The sequence below is a fragment of the Sulfurovum sp. UBA12169 genome (genome assembly GCA_002742845.1).
In the GTDB taxonomy this organism is placed as follows: domain Bacteria; phylum Campylobacterota; class Campylobacteria; order Campylobacterales; family Sulfurovaceae; genus Sulfurovum.
Map to the genome: position 1 here is coordinate 279,201 of DLUH01000005.1, position 19,194 is coordinate 298,394.

At 41.8% G+C, this 19,194-nt stretch carries 18 protein-coding genes; 4 read left to right on the plus strand and 14 right to left on the minus strand.

The features are described from left to right. Window positions 1–71 precede the first annotated feature (71 nt). The 6 genes from asnB to CFH81_06400 form a co-directional block, all read right to left on the minus strand. A complete protein-coding gene (gene asnB, locus CFH81_06375; GenBank protein ID DAB39846.1) occupies window positions 72–1,859 on the minus strand; it encodes an asparagine synthase (glutamine-hydrolyzing) in 1,788 nt (595 codons plus the stop codon). A gap of 52 nt (window positions 1,860–1,911) precedes the next feature. Continuing rightward, complete coding sequence (locus CFH81_06380; protein ID DAB39847.1) at window positions 1,912–3,603, minus strand: phosphate starvation-inducible protein PhoH; 1,692 nt, start codon at window positions 3,601–3,603, stop codon at window positions 1,912–1,914. Then, on the minus strand, window positions 3,603–5,444 hold the full coding sequence (locus CFH81_06385; GenBank protein ID DAB39848.1) for a hypothetical protein: 1,842 nt from the start codon (window positions 5,442–5,444) through the stop codon (window positions 3,603–3,605). Before CFH81_06385 ends, CFH81_06380 begins: the two co-directional genes overlap by 1 nt. Before the next feature lie 60 nt (window positions 5,445–5,504). After that, window positions 5,505–6,431 carry a 30S ribosomal protein S6--L-glutamate ligase gene (locus tag CFH81_06390; protein ID DAB39849.1) on the minus strand — a complete coding sequence of 309 codons (927 nt, stop codon included), beginning with the start codon at window positions 6,429–6,431 and terminating at the stop codon, window positions 5,505–5,507. 4 nt (window positions 6,432–6,435) lie between these two features. After that, window positions 6,436–6,855, minus strand: coding sequence for a clan AA aspartic protease (locus tag CFH81_06395; GenBank protein ID DAB40444.1), 420 nt, complete (start codon window positions 6,853–6,855; stop codon window positions 6,436–6,438). Between the two features lie 149 nt (window positions 6,856–7,004). Continuing rightward, window positions 7,005–8,075 (minus strand): peptidase M42, encoded by a 1,071-nt coding sequence (locus CFH81_06400; GenBank protein DAB39850.1) that lies wholly within the window; start codon window positions 8,073–8,075, stop codon window positions 7,005–7,007. A gap of 291 nt (window positions 8,076–8,366) precedes the next feature. Here CFH81_06400 and CFH81_06405 point away from each other — a divergent pair, with 291 nt between their 5' ends. Both CFH81_06405 and bioB read left to right on the plus strand, forming a co-directional pair. Next, window positions 8,367–10,565, plus strand: coding sequence for a DNA topoisomerase I (locus tag CFH81_06405; protein ID DAB39851.1), 2,199 nt, complete (start codon window positions 8,367–8,369; stop codon window positions 10,563–10,565). Then, window positions 10,566–11,414, plus strand: coding sequence for a biotin synthase BioB (bioB, locus tag CFH81_06410; protein DAB39852.1), 849 nt, complete (start codon window positions 10,566–10,568; stop codon window positions 11,412–11,414). Window positions 11,415–11,553: 139 nt separating this feature from the next. Here bioB and CFH81_06415 read toward each other — a convergent pair whose 3' ends face one another. From CFH81_06415 to recA, 4 genes are all read right to left on the minus strand, one after another. Then, complete coding sequence (locus CFH81_06415) at window positions 11,554–12,240, minus strand: hypothetical protein (GenBank protein ID DAB39853.1); 687 nt, start codon at window positions 12,238–12,240, stop codon at window positions 11,554–11,556. Next, on the minus strand, window positions 12,237–12,494 hold the full coding sequence (locus CFH81_06420; protein DAB39854.1) for a hypothetical protein: 258 nt from the start codon (window positions 12,492–12,494) through the stop codon (window positions 12,237–12,239). The genes CFH81_06415 and CFH81_06420 overlap by 4 nt, the downstream gene beginning before the upstream one ends. 13 nt (window positions 12,495–12,507) lie before the next feature. Further along, on the minus strand, window positions 12,508–13,782 hold the full coding sequence (gene eno / locus CFH81_06425; GenBank protein DAB39855.1) for a phosphopyruvate hydratase: 1,275 nt from the start codon (window positions 13,780–13,782) through the stop codon (window positions 12,508–12,510). 108 nt (window positions 13,783–13,890) lie between these two features. Next, window positions 13,891–14,934: a recombinase RecA gene (gene recA, locus CFH81_06430; protein ID DAB39856.1), complete on the minus strand. Its 1,044-nt coding sequence runs from the start codon at window positions 14,932–14,934 to the stop codon at window positions 13,891–13,893. Between the two features lie 159 nt (window positions 14,935–15,093). Here recA and CFH81_06435 point away from each other — a divergent pair, with 159 nt between their 5' ends. Together CFH81_06435 and CFH81_06440 are read left to right on the plus strand one after the other, a co-directional pair. Further along, window positions 15,094–15,960 carry a succinate--CoA ligase gene (locus CFH81_06435; GenBank protein DAB39857.1) on the plus strand — a complete coding sequence of 289 codons (867 nt, stop codon included), beginning with the start codon at window positions 15,094–15,096 and terminating at the stop codon, window positions 15,958–15,960. A 33-nt stretch (window positions 15,961–15,993) separates the two neighbouring features. After that, the gene (locus CFH81_06440) at window positions 15,994–16,806 is read left to right on the plus strand and encodes a UDP-N-acetylenolpyruvoylglucosamine reductase (GenBank protein ID DAB39858.1); all 813 of its coding nucleotides are present in this window, start codon (window positions 15,994–15,996) and stop codon (window positions 16,804–16,806) included. Between the two features lie 3 nt (window positions 16,807–16,809). Here the strand turns inward: CFH81_06440 and CFH81_06445 are convergent, their stop codons facing one another. The 4 genes from CFH81_06445 to CFH81_06460 form a co-directional block, all read right to left on the minus strand. Then, window positions 16,810–17,334, minus strand: coding sequence for a hypothetical protein (locus tag CFH81_06445; protein ID DAB39859.1), 525 nt, complete (start codon window positions 17,332–17,334; stop codon window positions 16,810–16,812). An 89-nt stretch (window positions 17,335–17,423) separates the two neighbouring features. Further along, window positions 17,424–18,014 (minus strand): hypothetical protein, encoded by a 591-nt coding sequence (locus tag CFH81_06450; protein ID DAB39860.1) that lies wholly within the window; start codon window positions 18,012–18,014, stop codon window positions 17,424–17,426. Between the two features lie 93 nt (window positions 18,015–18,107). After that, window positions 18,108–18,494: a hypothetical protein gene (locus CFH81_06455; protein ID DAB39861.1), complete on the minus strand. Its 387-nt coding sequence runs from the start codon at window positions 18,492–18,494 to the stop codon at window positions 18,108–18,110. Window positions 18,495–18,617: 123 nt separating this feature from the next. Then, a complete protein-coding gene (locus CFH81_06460) occupies window positions 18,618–19,139 on the minus strand; it encodes a lipid hydroperoxide peroxidase (GenBank protein DAB39862.1) in 522 nt (173 codons plus the stop codon). Between the last annotated feature and the right edge of the window lie 55 nt (window positions 19,140–19,194).

A 19,194-nucleotide genomic window follows, 5' to 3' on the forward strand; every position in this document is an offset into this window, starting at 1 on the left:
ATATCCTTCAGGATAACGAATTGCCCCCCATTCCAAAGCACCCAAAGAGACCGACTTCAACTTCTTTGGCGCTAAAGACTTCTTTCTATCCATCTGCACAGCATATAAAGAGAAAAAATATGCTGCTTAAACATCCCCTGCTTGCCCTGCTTGAGCAAAAATTGCAATTTCTCCTCATGAAACAGCCCTTTTTTTTCTTGTACCCTTTCTATGCATTGCAATTCTCCGGTCTCCAAAAGCCACTCCATAAAAGGATAACTAAACCCTTTTTTCTTTCGCTCTATGATCGAAACAGGGATATAATCCCCGGCGATCTCTTTGATCCATGATTTTGGCATTTGATGCAAACGAAGCTGCGGATCGCAGGCAAAAACTGCCCCGACAACCTCTTTGTCCAAAAAAGGGCTTCTTGCTTCAATGCTGTGCGCCATGCTTATGCGATCAAGCTTACGCAGATAGACTTCGCCCAGCTGGATCTTGAGATCCACAAAACTGTACCAGTCTGCCGGCGATGTTCTTCCGCTTTTTTCAAACTCTTCTTGATAGCCGGCGAGCGCCTTTAGAGAGTCATTATCGCGTACATTCATGCGAAGCAGTCTGTTTTGCTGCAAATCAGTAAACACTTCTGCGGTAGAACGAAATAGGGTGCTCTCCTCAAAAATGCGCTTATACCACTCCCACTCTTTATTGTCCGAATAATGAGACTTAAAATAGTTGCGAAGCCAATTTTTATATTTAAGCGCTTTGGCCTGTTCGAGATCAAAGTACTCTTTGTAGGTTTTGTATCCCAAAAACAGCTCATCGCTCCCGTCTCCGGTAAGTACGACTTTCACTCCCTCTTTTTGTATCTCTTTCATCAAATGATACAGCGGCAGCATCGCAGGATCGCCCAGGGGCTCATCGAGTGCCTGGGTCACCTCATCGATGCTTTGCAAAAAATCTTCTTTGCCAAAACCGATCTCATGATGCACTGAGCCGATATGTGCCGCAACCTCCGCGGCATAAGGTCTTTCGTCATACTGCTCATACCCCTCGTAGCCGATGCTGAATGTATGGATCTTTTTGTGGCGGGAAGCCATTGCCGCGATCAAAGAAGAGTCCAGCCCTCCTGACAGCAGTGCGCCGCACTCAAGCTCTGCAGGCATACGCAAAGCCACAGACTCCAAAAGCTTTTGTTTGACTGTCTGAATCGCTGTTTTTTCATCATGTAAAATAATCGGGGATGCCAGAGGAAAAAAATATTTTTTTGTCTCAAGCGCAGCGGTTTTAGTATCAAAGCGCACCATGCTTCCCGCCTCAACCTGACTGCTCTCTTTATCAAATGTATGCGGAGCGATGGGCGACTGGTAAGAAAGATATTGAGGGACGATAGCCCTGTCAAACCGTAAAGGCTTTAATGAAAGTATCGCTTTAAGTTCACTGGCAAAAATCACACGCTCTTTATCATAAGCGTAATAAAGCGGTTTTTTGCCAAAAGGATCACGGAACAGCTTGACGCTCCCTTTTTCTATGATCGCAATGGCAAACATTCCCCGCAAATGCTCCACAAAAGCATCGCCCCACTTTTTATAAGCATGAAATGCTGCCTCTGTATCATTTTGGCATGCTGCGCCCAGCTCCTGTGCAAGCGCTTGATAGTTGTATATTTCACCGTTCATCAAAAAAAATGTACCGTCCTCTTCTATGGGCTGGACGGAAGGGGTGTGTATGCCGGTGATTGCCAGCCTATGAACACCTAAAAAAGCATGCTCGCTGCATATGCTTCTGCTCTCGTCTATGCCCCGATGCGAAAGACATTCAAATGCTTTTTGTGCCTTTAAATGATTATAGGTTCCTACAATACCAAAAATTGCACACACTTATAAGCTCCAATGATTTGCCGGGTATTTTATCGCATAGTCAAAAGAAAAATCATGACAGCTTGATTGCTGCAACTTTTTCATCATGATTTTCACTATTGTTGCTATTGTACATAATGTATAAAAAATTTCTCAGTGATTTAGTAAAACTCTTGCTCAAATGCATATCATTAACAGCGATGGTATTCACCTCTTTGGAAATGTTTCTGTTTTTGATGATATCCGAAAGTACATTGATACTGTTTTTATAGGATTCCGTGATCTTGCGGTATCGCATCTCCATTTCGTCTATCGCTGCTTTTTCGCCGCTTTTGGCTGCGTTGAAAGATAAGACCGTTTTGAGTATCTGATAACGGAGGTTTTTGTAAAACTGCTGCTCTTCTGCCGTCTGCGCGCCGGAAAGATACTCAAAATCATGCAGCATATCTTTGATGGACTTAGCCGCAGTGGCAAGATAGGTTACCGCTTTGATGATCTTTTGTATCTGTTCTTGATAGGCTTTATCCGTATTTTTTGCAGAAAGTATCATTGCAAAATCAAAGATTTCACCTCCAAGCAACCGAATATTCTCGTAAAGCTTGTCGTATCGTATATCAGGGCGATCCCTATAGCGTTCCAAAAGTTTTTCTGTCGCCATTTGTCCGCTCAGTGCTTTGGTCGGCGGCAAATCGATAGCCAAAAGAGCAAAATCTTCGATCTTGTGTGCTAGATACTCCACCTCTTTTTTAAGCGCAACGACCGCCACATCTGTTAATTCGACTGAAACGTTATGGATATAGCGCGTCACGTAGTGCTTCTTTTTTTTGAAAAAATACATCAACCCTTTTGTAAGCAATGGAATAAACGGATACCACAGCAAAACTCCCAAAAGATTAAAGAATGTATGAAACAGTGCGATTTGTACGACCGGATCTTTCGAAATACCGACAGCCTCAACAATCCACACAAGCGGCCACAGCAGCATAAGCGCAACTGCTCCTGTCAAGAGGTTGAAAAAGAGATGGGCTAGGGCCGTACGTTTTTTGTCCGGTGCTCCTCCGATGGAGCCAAGCATTATCGTTACCGTCGTTCCGATATTGGCACCTATCACAAACGCTGCTGCCATCTCGAAATTTACCATATGCGCAAACAGCATGCTTTGCATGATCACAACGGAAGCCGCACTTGACTGGATGATCGCAGTGAGCACGATACCTGCGAGCGAAAACAGATACACATTGAGATGGCCATACTGCGTGACGTCAAAAGATTTGGAAAAAACAGAAGCGCTCTCTTTCATTCCTTCCAGTCCCAAAAAGATCAGTCCAAACCCTACAATCGCACCGAAAATATTGCGCCATCGGTTTGACTCTTCGGCCATCACTCCCCCGATACCCCCGATACCGATCATGGCGTAAGCAAGCAGTTTTACATCAAGCTTAAAACCCACAAGCGCAATGATCCAGGAGGTAGTTGTGGATCCGATATTGGACCCAAAAATAATCGCAATGGCATTTTCCAAAGAGATCATTCCCGCGCCGATCAAAGAAAGCGCCATCAGCGATACGATCGAAGAACTTTGAAAAAGCGATGTAGCGCCGACCCCTAGCATCAAAGAACGCAAATGCGTCTGTGTGGCACGTTTTACCCAGACCCCAAAAGAGCGCCCGACACTCTCTTTGATACGGCTTTCGAGATAAAACATCCCGAAAAGCAAAAGCCCGACAGAAGCAAAGAGATGGATCCAAAGTGTATAATCAGGCATTACTTTTCTTTCTGAGTGCTTTCAAATTTCTCTTTTATGATCCGGCGGATATGCACATCAAGCTGAGGAAAGGGAATCTCGATGCGGTGTGCATACAGTGTCTTATAAAGCAGCACCAAAAAGGAATCCATTGTTCCGGAAGGTTTGACCGTATTATCCCCGTGCACCCACACCCAAAGTTCAAAATCGACACTGCTTGCGCTCATCGCTTTCATAACCACCTGCGGCTGTTTCTCTTTATCGTAACGGATATATTCTATGTCGCTTTTTTCCAATGCCTCCAAAATGACAGTCTTGACATTATCGATATCGCTGCCGTAAGCAACGCCAAAAGGTATATGCATGCGTCTTATGTCATCACTAAGCGTCCAATTGATCACCTGCTCTTGGATGAAAGTCTGATTGGGGACGATAACATCGATATTGTCATTGGTGCGGATAATGATCGAACGCATACGGATATCCGAAACCCGTCCGCGCAATGTATCGCTGATTTGTAAAAAATCGCCGATCTTGATACTTTTTTCAAAAAAAAGAATTATGCCTGAAATAAAGTTTGCAATGATATTTTGCAGACCAAATCCGATACCCACCGAAAGCGCTCCTGCAATCACCGTAAAAGAGCTCAAGTCAAGCCCGATCGTCTTGAGCATCACAAAAAATGAAACAATAACAATAAAATAAGAACCTATATTGCTTAGAATCACCTGACTTGAAAGTGAAAGATTTTTTACTTTTGAGCCGATCTTTTTGATATAGCGGCGATACAAAGAAGCCAGCAGCAGACCAAAGAGAAAGATAAACAGCGCCAAAAATAGATCCAAAGTACTGATTTGCTTTTTGTTTACGCTAAATAAAGGATAATGCAATTTCTCTAAAATATCTCTGCCAAGAAGCACAAACCCCTCTTTTGTTTGCTCGGCAAGAACTTTTGTGGTTCCTATTCTTTCAGAAATCAACTTATCCATCGCATCGAGCATATTTGCATAAGAACGCTGCTTGCCGGGTGTCATAGAAGCCATATAATTCTTGATTTCCTCTTTGACACTAAATATATTTTGATTTTTTTCTTTCAGGGCCGCAAAAAAACCGTTTAGACTTTTACGAATGGCCGCTTCTGCTATGACATCGATCTCTTCCGAAGTTTTTTTAATCTTTTTTTCTAATCGTTCAATCCCTTTTGCATCCCCAAGAAAACCGAATTTCTCTTTTTCGATCTCCAGCCCTTCGCGCTCAAGATACAAATCTTTAATCTTCTTACTTGCCTCTTCAGTGTTTTTTTTAATATCTTTCGTATCAAAAGCAATATGTTCGACTGCCTGCAAAAGTACTTTTAGATTTTTCTCTTTTGCCTCTTTGAGTTTATTTTGCCGCTCTTGCAGTTTTTCTTGGGATTTTACATAAAAAGCATACTGAAGCTGCACGACCGATGGCAATGTTTTGTTGCTCTCTGCGCTTTCATTTTCATCGCTGGCAAAAATCTGATTTTTAAGATAGGTTGTCTTCTCTTCTTTTTGTTTCAGTTCATTTTTAATACTTTTTCTCTCTGTAAAATTTTCTACATACCCATAAAAAGCCTGAAGATAATCCTGGGAATTCTTGATGTTGTCGTACACCAAAAGCGTGATAGAATTTTTTTCGCTTTTGCCGGTCAGCTCTATCAGTCTTGCCAAAAGAGATTTTTGAAGCTGAATGGTTGCGTTATCTTCATTTTTTACTTTTTCCAGAGCAGAAAGATACAAAGGATAAATTTTCGTACTATTCTCATCAAGAAGTTTTGTCTCAAGAGATGCAGCATATACGAAGAAAGAAGAGATGACTAAAAAAAAGAGTGATTTCACTAGTGGAATTCCTTGTCGAAAAATAGATTGATGAACGCTACCCGGTTCCGCTTTGCGAAACTAGGCACCAATCTTATCTCTGGCACTCCGTTTGCGAGGAGGAGTGTTTTTGGGGGCAATATTTTTTTGGATATAGTCCATGATCTTCCCTGCGATATCGATGCCTGTAGCCTTTTCTATCCCCTCCAATCCGGGTGAAGAGTTGATTTCCATGACCAAAGGACCGCGTTTGGAAGGAATCATATCAACGCCGCATACCCCCAGCCCCATCGCTTTGGCAGCGGCTATGGCCGTAGCTTTCTCTATTCTGGAGAGTTTATACAGCGTTGCGCTTCCTCCCTGGTGCAAGTTGGAGCGGAAATCCCCCTCGGCGCCCTGCCGCTTCATAGCGCCCACCACTTCGCCGTCGACAACAATCACTCGGATGTCAGCCCCTCCGGCCTCTTCGATAAATTCTTGCACTAAAAGATTGACATTCATTCCATTAAACGCATCCAATACTGATTTGGCGGCTTTTTTTGTCTCTGCAAGCACGACACCCACCCCTTGTGTTCCCTCAAGTATCTTCAGCACCAATGGTGTGCCTCCGATCAACTTAATGACATCATTGGCATTTGACCTATTGGAAGCAAAAACAGTTTTAGGCATATCTACACCGCGGTTGGAAAGTATCTGAAGACTTCGAAGCTTGTCTCTTGATCGTTTAATCGCAAGAGAACCCGAGATGCTAAACACATTCATCATTTCAAAATGGCGCACGATCGCAGTACCAAAAAAGGTACGGCTTGCCCCGATACGCGGAATGATCGCATCAGGCGCCTCCAGTTCCTCTCCATGATAGATGATTTTGAGTTCGTTTTTCATAATCTCCATCGTACATTCCATATAATCAATCACCCTTACATCCCATCCTTTTTTTTTGGCAGCTGCCACTAAACTTTGGGTTGAATAAAGCGATTCGTTTCTCGACAATATATAAATTTTCATTCATTTAATCCTTTTTGGAAGCTTGGTATTTAACAGATACGTCTACAAGATAACCTTTTGCAAGAAATTTACGTCCGATAAGCATAGGATACTTCATCTCTTTTCGATCAGCAAGCGATACTGAAGTCAAATAGGTTTTTCCGCCTAATGCAACATGGGTTTTAACAAAAACCCTTTCTTGCACTTTCCCGTTAGAGCTTTTGACTCTTTTGATCCTAAATATGGGCAGTCTAATCTCTTTTTCGCTGTAATCAGGATGAAAATTATCAAGCAATTTAAAATGAACTGTCTCATTTTCCTGATCTATTCTGATTTCATTGCAGTGAATCGAACAGGAATCTGCTCCCGTGTCTATCTTTGCATCAATATCAAAAAAACCAAAATCAGGCAATGAAGCATGTTCAATATTGCCTACAATAACCATCTCCATCCATAAAATCCTTCTCTGTAAAATATACTATTATTGTACACAATTATCCACAAAATTAGATAACAAATCCTAACGGCAACGTAGAACAGCTTAATGCGAATCTAACAAAAATAAAAAAGGCTTATACATTTGTTTGTTTTTGTCTATTTTGTTTCAATATATATAGACTCAAGAAGCCTCAGCATTTTCGCAACCGCTTCCGCCCGAACCGTCTCTTTGGTTGTGTGATAGCCGGTTGTGGGCAACTGCAAAGTAGTTCCTTGAATTTTTCCCCCGCTGGCAAGAGCCACTCTTCCCATTTCCGTACTTCCCAGCGAATAGAGTTTTCCGCCTTCTTTAAGAAGTTTTTTGTTTTGTTCTTCAAGATAGTGATCTTTAAAACTGTAAGCGATCTCCAGCTGCATACAGCATTCTTCGATCTCTTTGGTGAGCGGGGAAACAAAGGAAGCATTTGCGTCACGTGTGCGAAGGACAATGTCTTGCCTGTCGGCATCTTCCCTGGTGGGATAGGGGCTGGTATCAAGCACCAGCAATCTCTCTGTAGAGATATCAAAGCGGCGAAACCACTCCAGTAAAAAACGCCAGCTCTTCCCTGACTCTTCCTGCGCTGTAAAAAAAGCTGTGCCCTGATATCCTGCACGATAAAGATAGATAATCATCGCGGCGCTAATCACATTGTCCAGCTGGGATGAAATCAATCCTTTATTGTAAGCCAAGCCGTCAACATAAGCCACAGGAGTGCCCGGCAAAAGATACTCAAGTCCTTTTACTTCAAAAATAAGATTGTTGCGGCGTTCACAAATATACGCATTCTCAATCGTTCCAATCCCCATATAACTGCCGGACCAAGGCTCATACGCCTGTACCGACTGATTTGCAAACCGTTCAAGAATCGCCATATAGGTCTGCTCAGAGACTGAATCTCCTGTAAGGTCGGCACGGTTTTGTGTCATAAACGCCGCATACTGAAATTCATTGGGGCCGGTGCAAATCAAACCGTGCCGATCTATATGCGCGCAGAGCATACCGCATTCAGGATCACTCCCCTGCGCGACCAAAAGCCCCTCGTAAAGTGTTGTTTTTATCCCGAGCTCGTCGAGTTCGCGCTTAAGACAAAGAAAAAAAGAGTGTTCCGCCCCTACTACAGACGGCTTTCGCACAAGATACTTTAAAATGTCAAGAAAACCTTTAAAAGGCGTGAAAGTTCTATGCATACAATTCCTTTTTAGCACCTCACAGTCAAACAAGAACTTTTCCTTGCAATGATGTATTTTTTGTGCTTTTTGCCTACTAAAATGAGAAAGGATTATACTTTTTTTTCAATTAAAGTCGAAGCGCCTCTCTTTTCGCGAAGCTCTTTTGCCCAATCGGACACAATATGAAAAAATTTTACCATTTTTACTTACTTTGTGTTACAATGCGAAGGAATTCCTGCCATAAGATACAAGGGAGAGCGGTATCGGACTTCGTTTGATACCAAAAAGAAATTAGTAAAGTAAGTATAGATGAAAAATTTAATTATAGTAGAATCGCCTGCCAAAGCTCGTACCATTACCAACTTTTTAGACAAAGAGTACAAGGTTATCGCCTCAAAAGGACATATACGCGATTTACCCAAGACTACTTTTGGTATCGAAATCGATGAAAAAACAGGCGATCTTATACCCAAATATGCCATCCCCAGAGATGCGAATGCTACAGTAAAAGAGTTAAAAAAATTGGCCAAAGAAGCCCAAACGGTTTTTATCGCAACCGATGAGGATCGTGAAGGGGAAGCCATCGGATACCATATTGCCGAAGCTATAGGAAAAGATCCTCAAACGCTTCCTCGTATCGTTTTCCATGAAATTACCAAAAATGCCATCATACATGCGCTACAAACACCCCGTAAAGTTAATATGGATAGTGTGGACGCACAGCAAACCAGAAGGCTGCTCGATCGCATCGTAGGATACAAACTCTCCCCCCTGCTTGCAAGCAAGATACAAAAAGGGTTAAGTGCGGGAAGAGTGCAAAGCTCCACTCTTAAATTGGTCGTTGACAGAGAAAGAGAGATTAAGGCATTTCAGCCTGAAGAGTACTGGACAATTGATGCAAAATTTCAAAAAGAAATCGATGCTTCGATCTATGAATACAATGGTCTGAAAATAGAAAAACTGACAATCAAAAACGAAACAGACGCCAAAGAGATCGTTTCTGCAGCCCAAAATGAATCCTTTTATGTTCTGGCGATAGAAAAAACAAAAAGAAGTACCAAGACGCCTCCTCCGTTTATGACTTCTACGTTGCAGCAGACCGCTTCAACCCAGCTTGGATTTTCTCCCAAAAAAACAATGATGGTGGCACAAAAACTCTACGAAGGGGTCAAGACAGACAAAGGAGTTATGGGGGTCATTACCTATATGAGGACAGACAGCCTTAATCTGGCCAAAGAGGCGGTAGACGACGCCAGAAAGCATATCCAAGCAGTCTACGGAGATGCCTATTTGCCCGGCAAAGATAAAAATTATGTCACCAAGTCAAAAGGAGCGCAGGAGGCGCACGAAGCAATCCGCCCTACCATGGTTGAATTTGACCCTCAAACCGCAGCAAACTTTTTGGCGCCCGATGAATTGAAGCTCTATCGTCTCATCTATAATCGTTTTCTCGCTTGCCAGATGACAGAAGCACAACTTGAATCACAAAGTATTCTTTTTAAAGGAGACACATGCATCTTCAAGGCAAGCGGAAAAAAACTGCTCTTTGATGGTTTTTACAGGGTTGCGGGGTATACAGAAAAAGACAAACTGCTTCCGGAGCTGAAACAAGGAGAAAATGTTACCCTTGATGAGATCAAAACAGAACAACATTTCACAGAACCTCCTGCACGCTACAATGAAGCAAGCCTTATCAAAAAACTCGAATCCTTAGGAATTGGCCGTCCAAGCACCTATGCTCCTACGGTAACGATCCTGCAAACCAGAAAATACATAGAAATAGAACAAAAACGCATTCACCCTACCGAAATAGCCTTTACGGTTACGGAGATGTTGGAAAACCATTTTCCGGAAATCGTAGATAGCCATTTTACTGCCGATATGGAAGAGGTGCTTGATGAGATTGCCGAAGGCAAAAAAGACTGGCAAAGCACTCTCAAAGCGTTTTATACACCCTTTTTGCATAAAATTGAAGAGGGGAAAAAGCAGATCAAAAGCCTCAAAGTTGCTGTTCCTACCGGAGAAATGTGTCCGATGTGCCATTCGGAACTTCTTTTGCGTAAAGGGCGTTATGGCGAATTTATTGCCTGCAGTAATTTCCCAAAATGCAAATATACCAAAAATATCGACGGCACCGAACCGGAGCAACCTAAAACAACAGATGTAGCCTGTGATAAATGCGGTGCGCCTATGATCATAAAAGATTCAAAAAAGGGAAAATTTCTTGCTTGTTCGGCCTATCCAAAATGTAAAAACGCCAAACCCCTTACGCCGCCCAAAGAACTCACCATACCCTGTCCCGAATGCGGAGCCAAACTGCAAGAAAGAGAAGGAAGAAGAGGAAAATTCTTTGGCTGCACCAATTATCCTCAATGCAAATTTATTGCCAATTTTGAACCGGTTGACAAGCACTGTTCTGAGTGCGGCTATTTGATGGGAATCAAAATGCTAAGAGGCAAAGAAGTTTACGAATGCTTTAAATGCAAGCATAAAGAAGAGGTAAAATAAGTGAAAAAAATATTTTTATGCGCCATCAACAATATACTAAGCGGTACTTGCCAGGAGGATTGTAAATTTTGTACGCAAAGTGTAAGATACCATGCTGATATATCTCGTTATAACTATAAGCCGATCGAGCAAATTGTACAAGAAGCAAGCCAAGCCAAAAAAAGGGGGGCGCTAGGATACTGTTTGGTTACGGCAGGAAAAGGATTGGATGATAAAAAAGTAGATTTTGTTGCGCGCGCCGCAAAAGCAATAAAATCAGAAATAAAAGGCTTAAATCTTATCGCATGCAACGGCACCGCAACAACAGCCCAGCTTCAGTACCTTAAAGACCATGGCATTGACAGTTATAACCATAATCTTGAGACTTCAAAACGCTACTATCCGTATGTTTGCCAAACCCATGACTGGGAAGAGCGCTATCAAACATGTGCAAATGTCAAATCTGTGGGTTTGGCGCTGTGCAGCGGAGGTATTTTTGGGATGGGCGAACATGAAGAAGACAGGGAAAATCTATTGAAAGCTATTGTTTCGCTTGACCCGGAATCTACGCCCCTCAACTTCTTCCATCCCAATCCCGCACTTCCTATCAAAACCCGCAATATTGAGCTGGAAGAAGCACTTCACATCATCTCAAAGGCACGCACTATGCTAGGGGAAGAAAAACTGCTCATGGCAGCGGGGGGAAGAGAACTTCTTTTTACCGGAAAAGAGGATCAGATGTTTGAAGCAGGCGTCAATGCTATTGTCATTGGAAATTATCTTACCACAAGCGGTGTGGCTCCCGCTAAAGATATAAAGATGCTAGAAAGCTTCGGGTATGAGGTTGCTACTAACTGTGATGCATCCTAGTCGGCTAAACAGAGTAATTCATTTTCTCAAAATACACAAAATTCATAGTGCTCAGCATTTGATTGCACGAAAAGAAACTATTAAATATAATCTCGGTCTTTCCGGTTCTTGCTGAGCTCATTTGCTACAAAAAACCATTTTACCTTTCTTCATCCATCTCTTGTATGGCGTCTTGATAATCTTTGTCAGCATTTTGTTTTGCTTCAAGCTGTTCTTTGGAAACATTGATATCTTGTATCTGTACTGCGGCGCTCTTCTCTTTTTTCACGCCCTCCTGTACTTTGCCGTCCATCTCCTGTACGGCCTCTTGATAATCCTTGTCGGTGTTTTGTTTAACACCAAGTTGCGCTTTGGAAAGATTGATATCTTGTAGCTGTGCTGCTACAGTTTTCTCTTTTTCCGCCTCGCCCTGCTCCTTTTTTAACCCTAAAAGCTCATCCTCTTCCTTCTTCAGATTTGAGATTTCTTGCTCTCTTGCTGCCTGTTCTTCTTTAAGCCGAAGAACTCTTTTTGCTTCTGTACGTAACTTCTCTGCGTCTTGGGTTTCTTTTTCTGAAGGACTTATTCGTTCAGCAGGGGCTTGTGTGTTTTGTGCCGTCCCGATAGCGGATCTGTTTTCTTCTGTACCGGGTTCAACAAAAATGTCATCCTCTTGCTTGCTCTCTTCTAAAGCTTCTTTTTTTTGCGCTAAAAGCTTTAGCTCATCAAGAAAAACAGACTGGGCATGATCAATCTTTTGAAGATTCTCTTTCAAATCAAAGGGGTTGTTCTGTGCATTTGCTACGGTTACTGCAAGCATTATAAGTACGGATAGATATCGTTTCATTCATATTCCTTTGGCTCTAGCTGTTTTAATTCAAAGTACTCTTTTTGAAGCTTTTGGTTTTCAGACTTCAGATTTTTCTCTTCAATAATCAATCCTTGCTTCTTTTCCTTGAGACTGTTTAAAACAGTAAGAGAATTTTCACCATAAATTAATATACCCAAATACACACCAAAAAGCAAAATGCCAACCATAGTTATCAAAAGTGTCTTGACTGACAATCCGGCTAACTCTTCAACCTTTTGTGTATCTGTCATTTTCTTTCTTTACTTATCGCACAAACAAAGATGCGCCCAAATATTCAAACTGCCCCAGCTCTGTTTCTATTTCTAAGAGTCTATTGTATTTTGCAATTCTGTCGCTTCTTGCGGTTGAACCCGTCTTGATCTCTCCCGTATTAAGTGCAACAGCAAAATCAGCAATAAACGCATCCTCGCTTTCGCCTGAACGATGAGACATGATACATCTGTATCCGCTTCTTTGCGCAAGACGAACTGTCTGCATTGTTTCAGAAACCGTACCGATTTGATTTGGTTTAATTAAAATGGCATTGCCGATCCCTTTTTCTATCCCTTCTGCCAAAATAGATACATTGGTTACAAAAAGATCATCGCCCACCAGCTGCACTTTGTCTCCAAGTTTTTCTGTAAGCTCTTTCCATCCATCCCAATCATCTTCGCTAAGGCCGTCTTCTATGGATACAATAGGATATTTTTCACACATATCTGCATAGTAGGAGATAAGCTCCGAGCTGGTTAATTCCCTATTTTCCGACTTAAGCACATACTTGCCTTGTTCATTGATCAACTCGCTTGCAGCTACATCCAGCGCAATTGCAATCTGCTCCCCTGCTTTATAGCCTGCTTTTTCAATTGCCTGCATTATCACCTGTATCGGTTCTTCGTTACTTTTGAGGTTCGGTGCAAATCCGCCTTCATCGCCCACCGCAGTGCTCTCGCCCATTTCATCAATGATTTTTTTAAGATGATGATAAACCTCGGCTGCTGCTCTAAGACCTTCTGAAAATCTATCAAATCCTATAGGCATAATCATATATTCTTGAAAATCTACAGAGTTGTTTGCGTGCTCTCCCCCGTTAATAATGTTGAGCATAGGTACAGGCATAGTCACTGCATTGGCGCCCCCAAGATATCTATAAAGCGGAACATCCAAAGAGAGCGCAGCCGCTCTGGCAACAGCCATTGAGACGCCTAAAACCGCATTGGCGCCTAAATTTGCATAATTTTCCGTGCCGTCAATTTCTTTCATTACAAGATCAATTTCTGCTTGATTAAATGGGCTAAGCCCGACAAGCGCGTCAGAAATAGCGCCATTGACATTTTCGCACGCCTTAAGAACACCCTTTCCCATATATCTGTTTCCGCTATCACGAAGCTCAAGCGCTTCACGTTTTCCTGTGCTTGCGCCGCTTGGAACAATCGCACTGGCAACAGAACCATCGCTCAGACTTACTTTGGCACGGACAGTAGGATTGCCTCTGCTGTCCATCACTTCATCAGCTACGATTTCATCAATATAGATCATTTTTTTCCTTTAGGTTTGTTATGGGTATAATTTTATCCTATTTTTCCTAAGGAAAGCGCCAGAAAAACTATATGTCCGTCCCTGCCATTAAACCATTTGATGGCTCTTTTAATCCTCTTCTGTGATCTCATCTTGCTCCATGCTAAATGTGCTGCCGCTTACCCCCAAAGCCTCTTTAACTTTTGCTTCAATCTGGGTGCGCAATTGTGGATTTTCCTTGATGGTCAGTTTTGCGTTTTCTTTTCCCTGGCCCAATTTTTCTGCACCAAAGCTAAACCAAGCGCCCGATTTATCAATAATATCAAGCTTTACGCCATAATCGATCAACTCTCCTGTTTGAGAAATTCCCTCTCCAAACATAATATCAAACTCTGCTTGTCTAAACGGAGGAGCTACCTTATTTTTAACGACTTTAGCTTTAACGCGGTTGCCTATCTGTGACTCCCCTTGTTTAAGCGTTGCTATACGACGCACATCTATTCTTACCGAACAGTAGAACTTTAATGCATTTCCGCCTGTCGTTGTTTCAGGAGATCCGTACCCCATTGTACCGATTTTCATACGAATTTGATTAATGAAAATGACCGTGGTATTTGTTTTGTGCAAGATTGCTGTAAGTTTACGAAGCGCCTGAGACATGAGTCGTGCCTGAAGCCCTACATGTGTATCTCCCATATCCCCTTCTATCTCGCTTTTTGGTGTCAATGCAGCCACAGAATCCACCACGATAAGTCCTACCGCGCCGCTTCTTGCCAATGTTTCAAGTACGTCAAGCGCCTGCTCTCCGAAGTCGGGCTGAGACACCAGCAGGTTGTCCGTATCTACCCCTAAATTTTTAGCATACACAACATCCAATGCATGTTCTGCATCAATAAACGCACAAATCATTCCTTGTGCTTGCGCAGATGCGATTGTCTGCAAAGAAAGCGTTGTTTTGCCCGATGATTCAGGACCGTATATTTCTATAATTCTTCCCTGAGGAATGCCTCCGATCCCCAATGCCATATCAAGCCCAATAGATCCGGTCGAGATGGTTTCAATGGGCTCAAACTCTTTGTCTCCCAATCTCATCAGCGTCCCTTTTCCAAAGGTCTTGTCTATCTGCTTGATTGCCATATCCAGTGCTTTTTGTTTGTTTGCATCCATTGCCATTGTCATATCCTTATCCGTAATTATGAAATTCTAACACCATTTTAATAGGTTACACATAGAAGATATTAAAATATGTCAAATTGACATATTTTAAAAAAAGTTGATCCAAATCCAAACCATGATAAAATACAATTACGCCATAACAAAGTGAGTACACCGATGATACATACCATACAACTAGCACACTCTCCTGATGCAGACGATATCTTTATGTATTATGCTATTAAATTTGGCTGGGTAAATACCAAAGATTACATGTTTGAAAATATCGCACTAGACATAGAAACACTCAATACAGAAGCACTCAAAGGGACTTATGATGTTTCTGCCATTAGTTTTGGAATGTATCCGCTCATCAAAGACGAATACGCCTTGTTGCGTACGGCAGTCAGTTTTGGTGAAGGATACGGTCCCAAACTTATCCGCCTTAAAAACAAAAGACTTAAACACAACTTCAAAGTAGCGCTTTCGGGCAAATATACTACCAATGCCATGCTTTTTAGAATCTATTATCCTCAAGCGCGTCCCGTCTATATGGACTTTTTGGAAATAGAAGAAGCCGTAGTAAGCGGAAAAGTTGATGCAGGAGTTTTAATCCATGAGTCAATCTTGAATTTTGATGAGAGTTTGGAGGTTGAAAAAGAGATGTGGGATATCTGGGAAGAGCTCGCGGGCAAAGGCTTGCCTCTTCCTTTGGGCGGCATGGCTCTAAGGAGAAGTCTTCCTCTCAATCGCGCCATTGATATCGAAGACATTCTTATATCGGGTGTCAAAGTAGCCAATGAAAGAAAAAAAGAGCTTTGCGCCAAACTGGTTTCAGATAACCTTGTTCGCATCGGCAACACTATGCTCGAAAAATATCTTGACATGTATGCTTCGGAGGAGTCAATAGAGCTTTCCAAGCTGCAGATAAAAGCCTTGGACAAACTCTATCAAATCGGTTTTGAGCACAGACTGTGGGAGCTTCCTCTTCAGACAGAAGATTATCTAATCCCCAAAACGTATAAAGCTTTACGAAATAGCTAAAAGAGAGTTGCATGATGACCGGAAACTCTCAATATGTACCGTTTACTGCTCAAAAAGGAAGGAAATTTCTTGTTTTTTAAAACCATAGATTTTTCTAAGTATTCCAGCATCAAAATAGGACAGCCTGCCAAAGTTCTCATGATAGAAGAAGATGATCAAATCCCTCAAGACAGATATCTCATAGGAGGGGCAAACAACCTTCTTCTTTCCCCCAATCCCCCACGGCTGATGATGCTAAGTAAAGATTTTTCCGCTATTAGCCAAAAAGATGATATGCTCACCATCGGCGCAGCTATACCCACCGGGCGTATGGTTTCTTATGCGAAAAAACACAATATTTCCGGATTTGAATTCTGCTCAAAGCTTCCAGGAACTCTTGGAGGAATGCTGGCGATGAATGCAGGAGTTAAAGAATATGAAATCTTTAATATTTTGCATTCTGTTGAAATAAACGGCAAATGGATTCTAGCAGAAGAAATTGAATATGGGTATCGATTTGCAAAACTTGGAGGGATAGCTACGCGCGCGCGCTTTAAGATTCAAAAGGGCTTTGATCAAGAACTATTGAAAAATCTTCTAAATTTGCGTTCAAATCAGCCTTCTCTTCCAAGTGCAGGCTCAATCTTTAAAAATCCAAAAGACGACTATGCCGGCAGGCTTATAGAAGCAACCGGCCTTAAAGGAGCAAAAAAGGGAGATATGCAATGGAGCGAAATGCATGCAAACTTTTTAGTTAACCTAGGAAAAGGCAGCTTCCGCGATGCCTTATATTTGATAAATCTAGCCAAAGAAAAAGTACACAATACGTTTGGCGTCGACCTGCAAGAAGAGATTAAAATTCTCTAGTTTTTACCTTGCAGATTCAAAATCGCCCGTTTCTTCATTTTCGTCTGCACATCGCACACATCGAATATAGTTTGACTGGGTCGCTGATCTTGCATATTGGTATGCATCCGCAGGAAAAACCACATAATATCTATACCCTTCTGTTGGGGTTGACGTCCAGAAGTCATTATCTCTAGAATTACTAAAAACCTGTCCTTCTTTTGCATGAACATGTATCAATTCATCAGCGGTAGGCAATCTCCAATCCGAGTATCCGCCATACTCTAAGGCGCGGCAGTAGTTGACTGCATGACCCCATTTTCCGGCCTTTCCGATAGAACCCTCATTTTTAAATGCGCCATCCTCTGCATCCGTATAGTGTTGATCCTGCCACATCAGCCGTGTATCTTCCTCCATATAGACCCTGTCGGTCTTGCAAGATGCTTCCCCTATTTGAGCCGTTTGTGGCAAGGCAGGCGAAATATCTCCCCCTCCCATCAATAATGACACCATCACTCCCATCCATCCGCCCACAACACTTTTTTTCATTTTTATCCCCTAAAGTACATTATTATAGTTTATGATAATACAGGTTTTATCAAATTAAGCTAAAACCGCTTCTTTCTGTTTGTGCTTGACTATCCATGAATTTCGACAAGAACCCCTCTTTCTACAGCATGCCACAGAATATCTATCGCTCTGTTGCTTAGAGCCATACACCCCTCAGTCCAGTCATGTACCAGAGTATAACTATCTCCACGTCCGTCCGCATTCCATTTTGGCTGGCCATGAATTGTTATATAGCCCCCGGGATTTACGCCTTGTGCTTTGGCTGTTGCACTGTCTTGTTTGTTTGGATAGGAGATCATGAACGATCTGTAAAGTCTTGGATCACACTTTTTTCTTGTAACCGTATAATTTCCTTCGGGTGTTCGAAAATCCCCCAGTTTTACTTTGTGCCCTTTGTCTCCATTCTTGCCTAAAGAAATACGAAATTCATATACTGCTTTGCCATTTTTATACGCATATAATTTTCTCTTTGATTTATACACAACAATTTTATCTATCTTTTTTTCTTTTATGATTTCCGAACCTAACGCCAATGACTTAAGACACTCTTTAGTTTCATAAGGCGTCTTGTCTGCTTTTCCGTAAACCACTGGTTTTTTAACGCACCCGCTCATCAGCAATACAAACAGCACACCCGCAACTCCCAAAAAAAATTTCATTTTTTAAACTCTTTAATCTGATATTTTCGCATAGTCAAAAATTTTAGTGTCCAAATATTTCTCTCTTTAACGGCAACAAAAACATTATTTTTATCAGCCCCAGTCTTGATTATGGCGTTCTGCTTTGTGTTTCTCTTTTTTGTAAGAGATTCCATTTTTTAATTTTTGCAGCCGATTAAGCTGGGTCATATGCGCCTCTCTCATCTCGTTAAGCTGTACATCATTAAATTCTTTTGATATACAGATTTGCTCATAAACTTTTTGTATATATATTTTAAGCTGGCGATGATATTCAGAATCGAGCTGCACCTCTGTTTTTTCATCCAGTTTTTTTTTCAGCTGATCCAATTTGGCAATCATACTCTGCGCATCCATATGAACGTCTCGAAACATCCGAAAAAGATTTTTAGCAATTTTTTCAAGTTCGGCAATATACTTTTGTCGATGATATTTATCAATTTGTTTTTGCGTATATCTCATACCCAATCCTCTAAAAGAGTGCTTTTATGGTGTATTCTAGCATGTTTTTTGCAATAAAGTATTTTTTAAAAGAGTAAAGAAAAGATAAACGCTCTTGGCAAGAGCGTTTATCTGGAAGAGGAGTTATTTTGAAGCAGCTTCTTTTGCAGCAGTAAGTGCTTCTTCATAGTTAGGTTCGGAAGTAATTTCCGGTACAAGTTGCTTATAAGCCACATTGCCGTCTTTTCCGACAACAAAGATCGCTCTGGCTGTTATGCCCGCCAAAGGACCATCGGCCAACAGCACACCGTAAGCATTTGCAAAATCTTTATTTCTAAAATCTGAACATACCTTAATATTATCGATTCCGGCTGCGCCGCACCATCTCGCTGCTGCAAATGGCAGATCCATAGACACAGTAACAACTTCTACACCTTCTAGGCTCGCCGCTTCCTGGTTAAATCTTCTTGTTTCAGCGTCACACACACCTGTATCAAGTGACGGTACTGCTATAACCATTTGTACTTTTCCTTCGCCGCCGACTGTCTCGTTTTGGAGCATTGGATTACAGTTTACCACTGTTACCGTTGGCGCTTTATCGCCCACATTGATTTGCGTTCCTGCCAAGTTGCATACGATATCGTTTTTGAATGTTACTGTTGCCATCTCTTTTCCTTTTTTAATTGTTTTGTGAAAGCATTATGACCTAAATAGGATAAAA

What these genes read in the sequence shown, in the direction of transcription:
- CFH81_06395 (DAB40444.1), bottom strand. Translation starts at nt 6,855, where the DNA reads ATGGTTATTGTAGGCAATATTGAACATGCTTCATTGCCTGATTTTGGT.
- CFH81_06435 (DAB39857.1), top strand. Translation starts at nt 15,094, where the DNA reads ATGATACATACCATACAACTAGCACACTCTCCTGATGCAGACGATATC.
- recA (DAB39856.1), bottom strand. Translation starts at nt 14,934, where the DNA reads ATGGCAATGGATGCAAACAAACAAAAAGCACTGGATATGGCAATCAAG.
- CFH81_06405 (DAB39851.1), top strand. Translation starts at nt 8,367, where the DNA reads ATGAAAAATTTAATTATAGTAGAATCGCCTGCCAAAGCTCGTACCATT.
- CFH81_06440 (DAB39858.1), top strand. Translation starts at nt 15,994, where the DNA reads ATGTACCGTTTACTGCTCAAAAAGGAAGGAAATTTCTTGTTTTTTAAA.
- CFH81_06455 (DAB39861.1), bottom strand. Translation starts at nt 18,494, where the DNA reads ATGAGATATACGCAAAAACAAATTGATAAATATCATCGACAAAAGTAT.
- CFH81_06400 (DAB39850.1), bottom strand. Translation starts at nt 8,075, where the DNA reads ATGCATAGAACTTTCACGCCTTTTAAAGGTTTTCTTGACATTTTAAAG.
- CFH81_06445 (DAB39859.1), bottom strand. Translation starts at nt 17,334, where the DNA reads ATGAAAAAAAGTGTTGTGGGCGGATGGATGGGAGTGATGGTGTCATTA.
- CFH81_06420 (DAB39854.1), bottom strand. Translation starts at nt 12,494, where the DNA reads ATGACAGATACACAAAAGGTTGAAGAGTTAGCCGGATTGTCAGTCAAG.
- CFH81_06460 (DAB39862.1), bottom strand. Translation starts at nt 19,139, where the DNA reads ATGGCAACAGTAACATTCAAAAACGATATCGTATGCAACTTGGCAGGA.
- CFH81_06380 (DAB39847.1), bottom strand. Translation starts at nt 3,603, where the DNA reads ATGCCTGATTATACACTTTGGATCCATCTCTTTGCTTCTGTCGGGCTT.
- eno (DAB39855.1), bottom strand. Translation starts at nt 13,782, where the DNA reads ATGATCTATATTGATGAAATCGTAGCTGATGAAGTGATGGACAGCAGA.
- CFH81_06450 (DAB39860.1), bottom strand. Translation starts at nt 18,014, where the DNA reads ATGAAATTTTTTTTGGGAGTTGCGGGTGTGCTGTTTGTATTGCTGATG.
- CFH81_06415 (DAB39853.1), bottom strand. Translation starts at nt 12,240, where the DNA reads ATGAAACGATATCTATCCGTACTTATAATGCTTGCAGTAACCGTAGCA.
- CFH81_06390 (DAB39849.1), bottom strand. Translation starts at nt 6,431, where the DNA reads ATGAAAATTTATATATTGTCGAGAAACGAATCGCTTTATTCAACCCAA.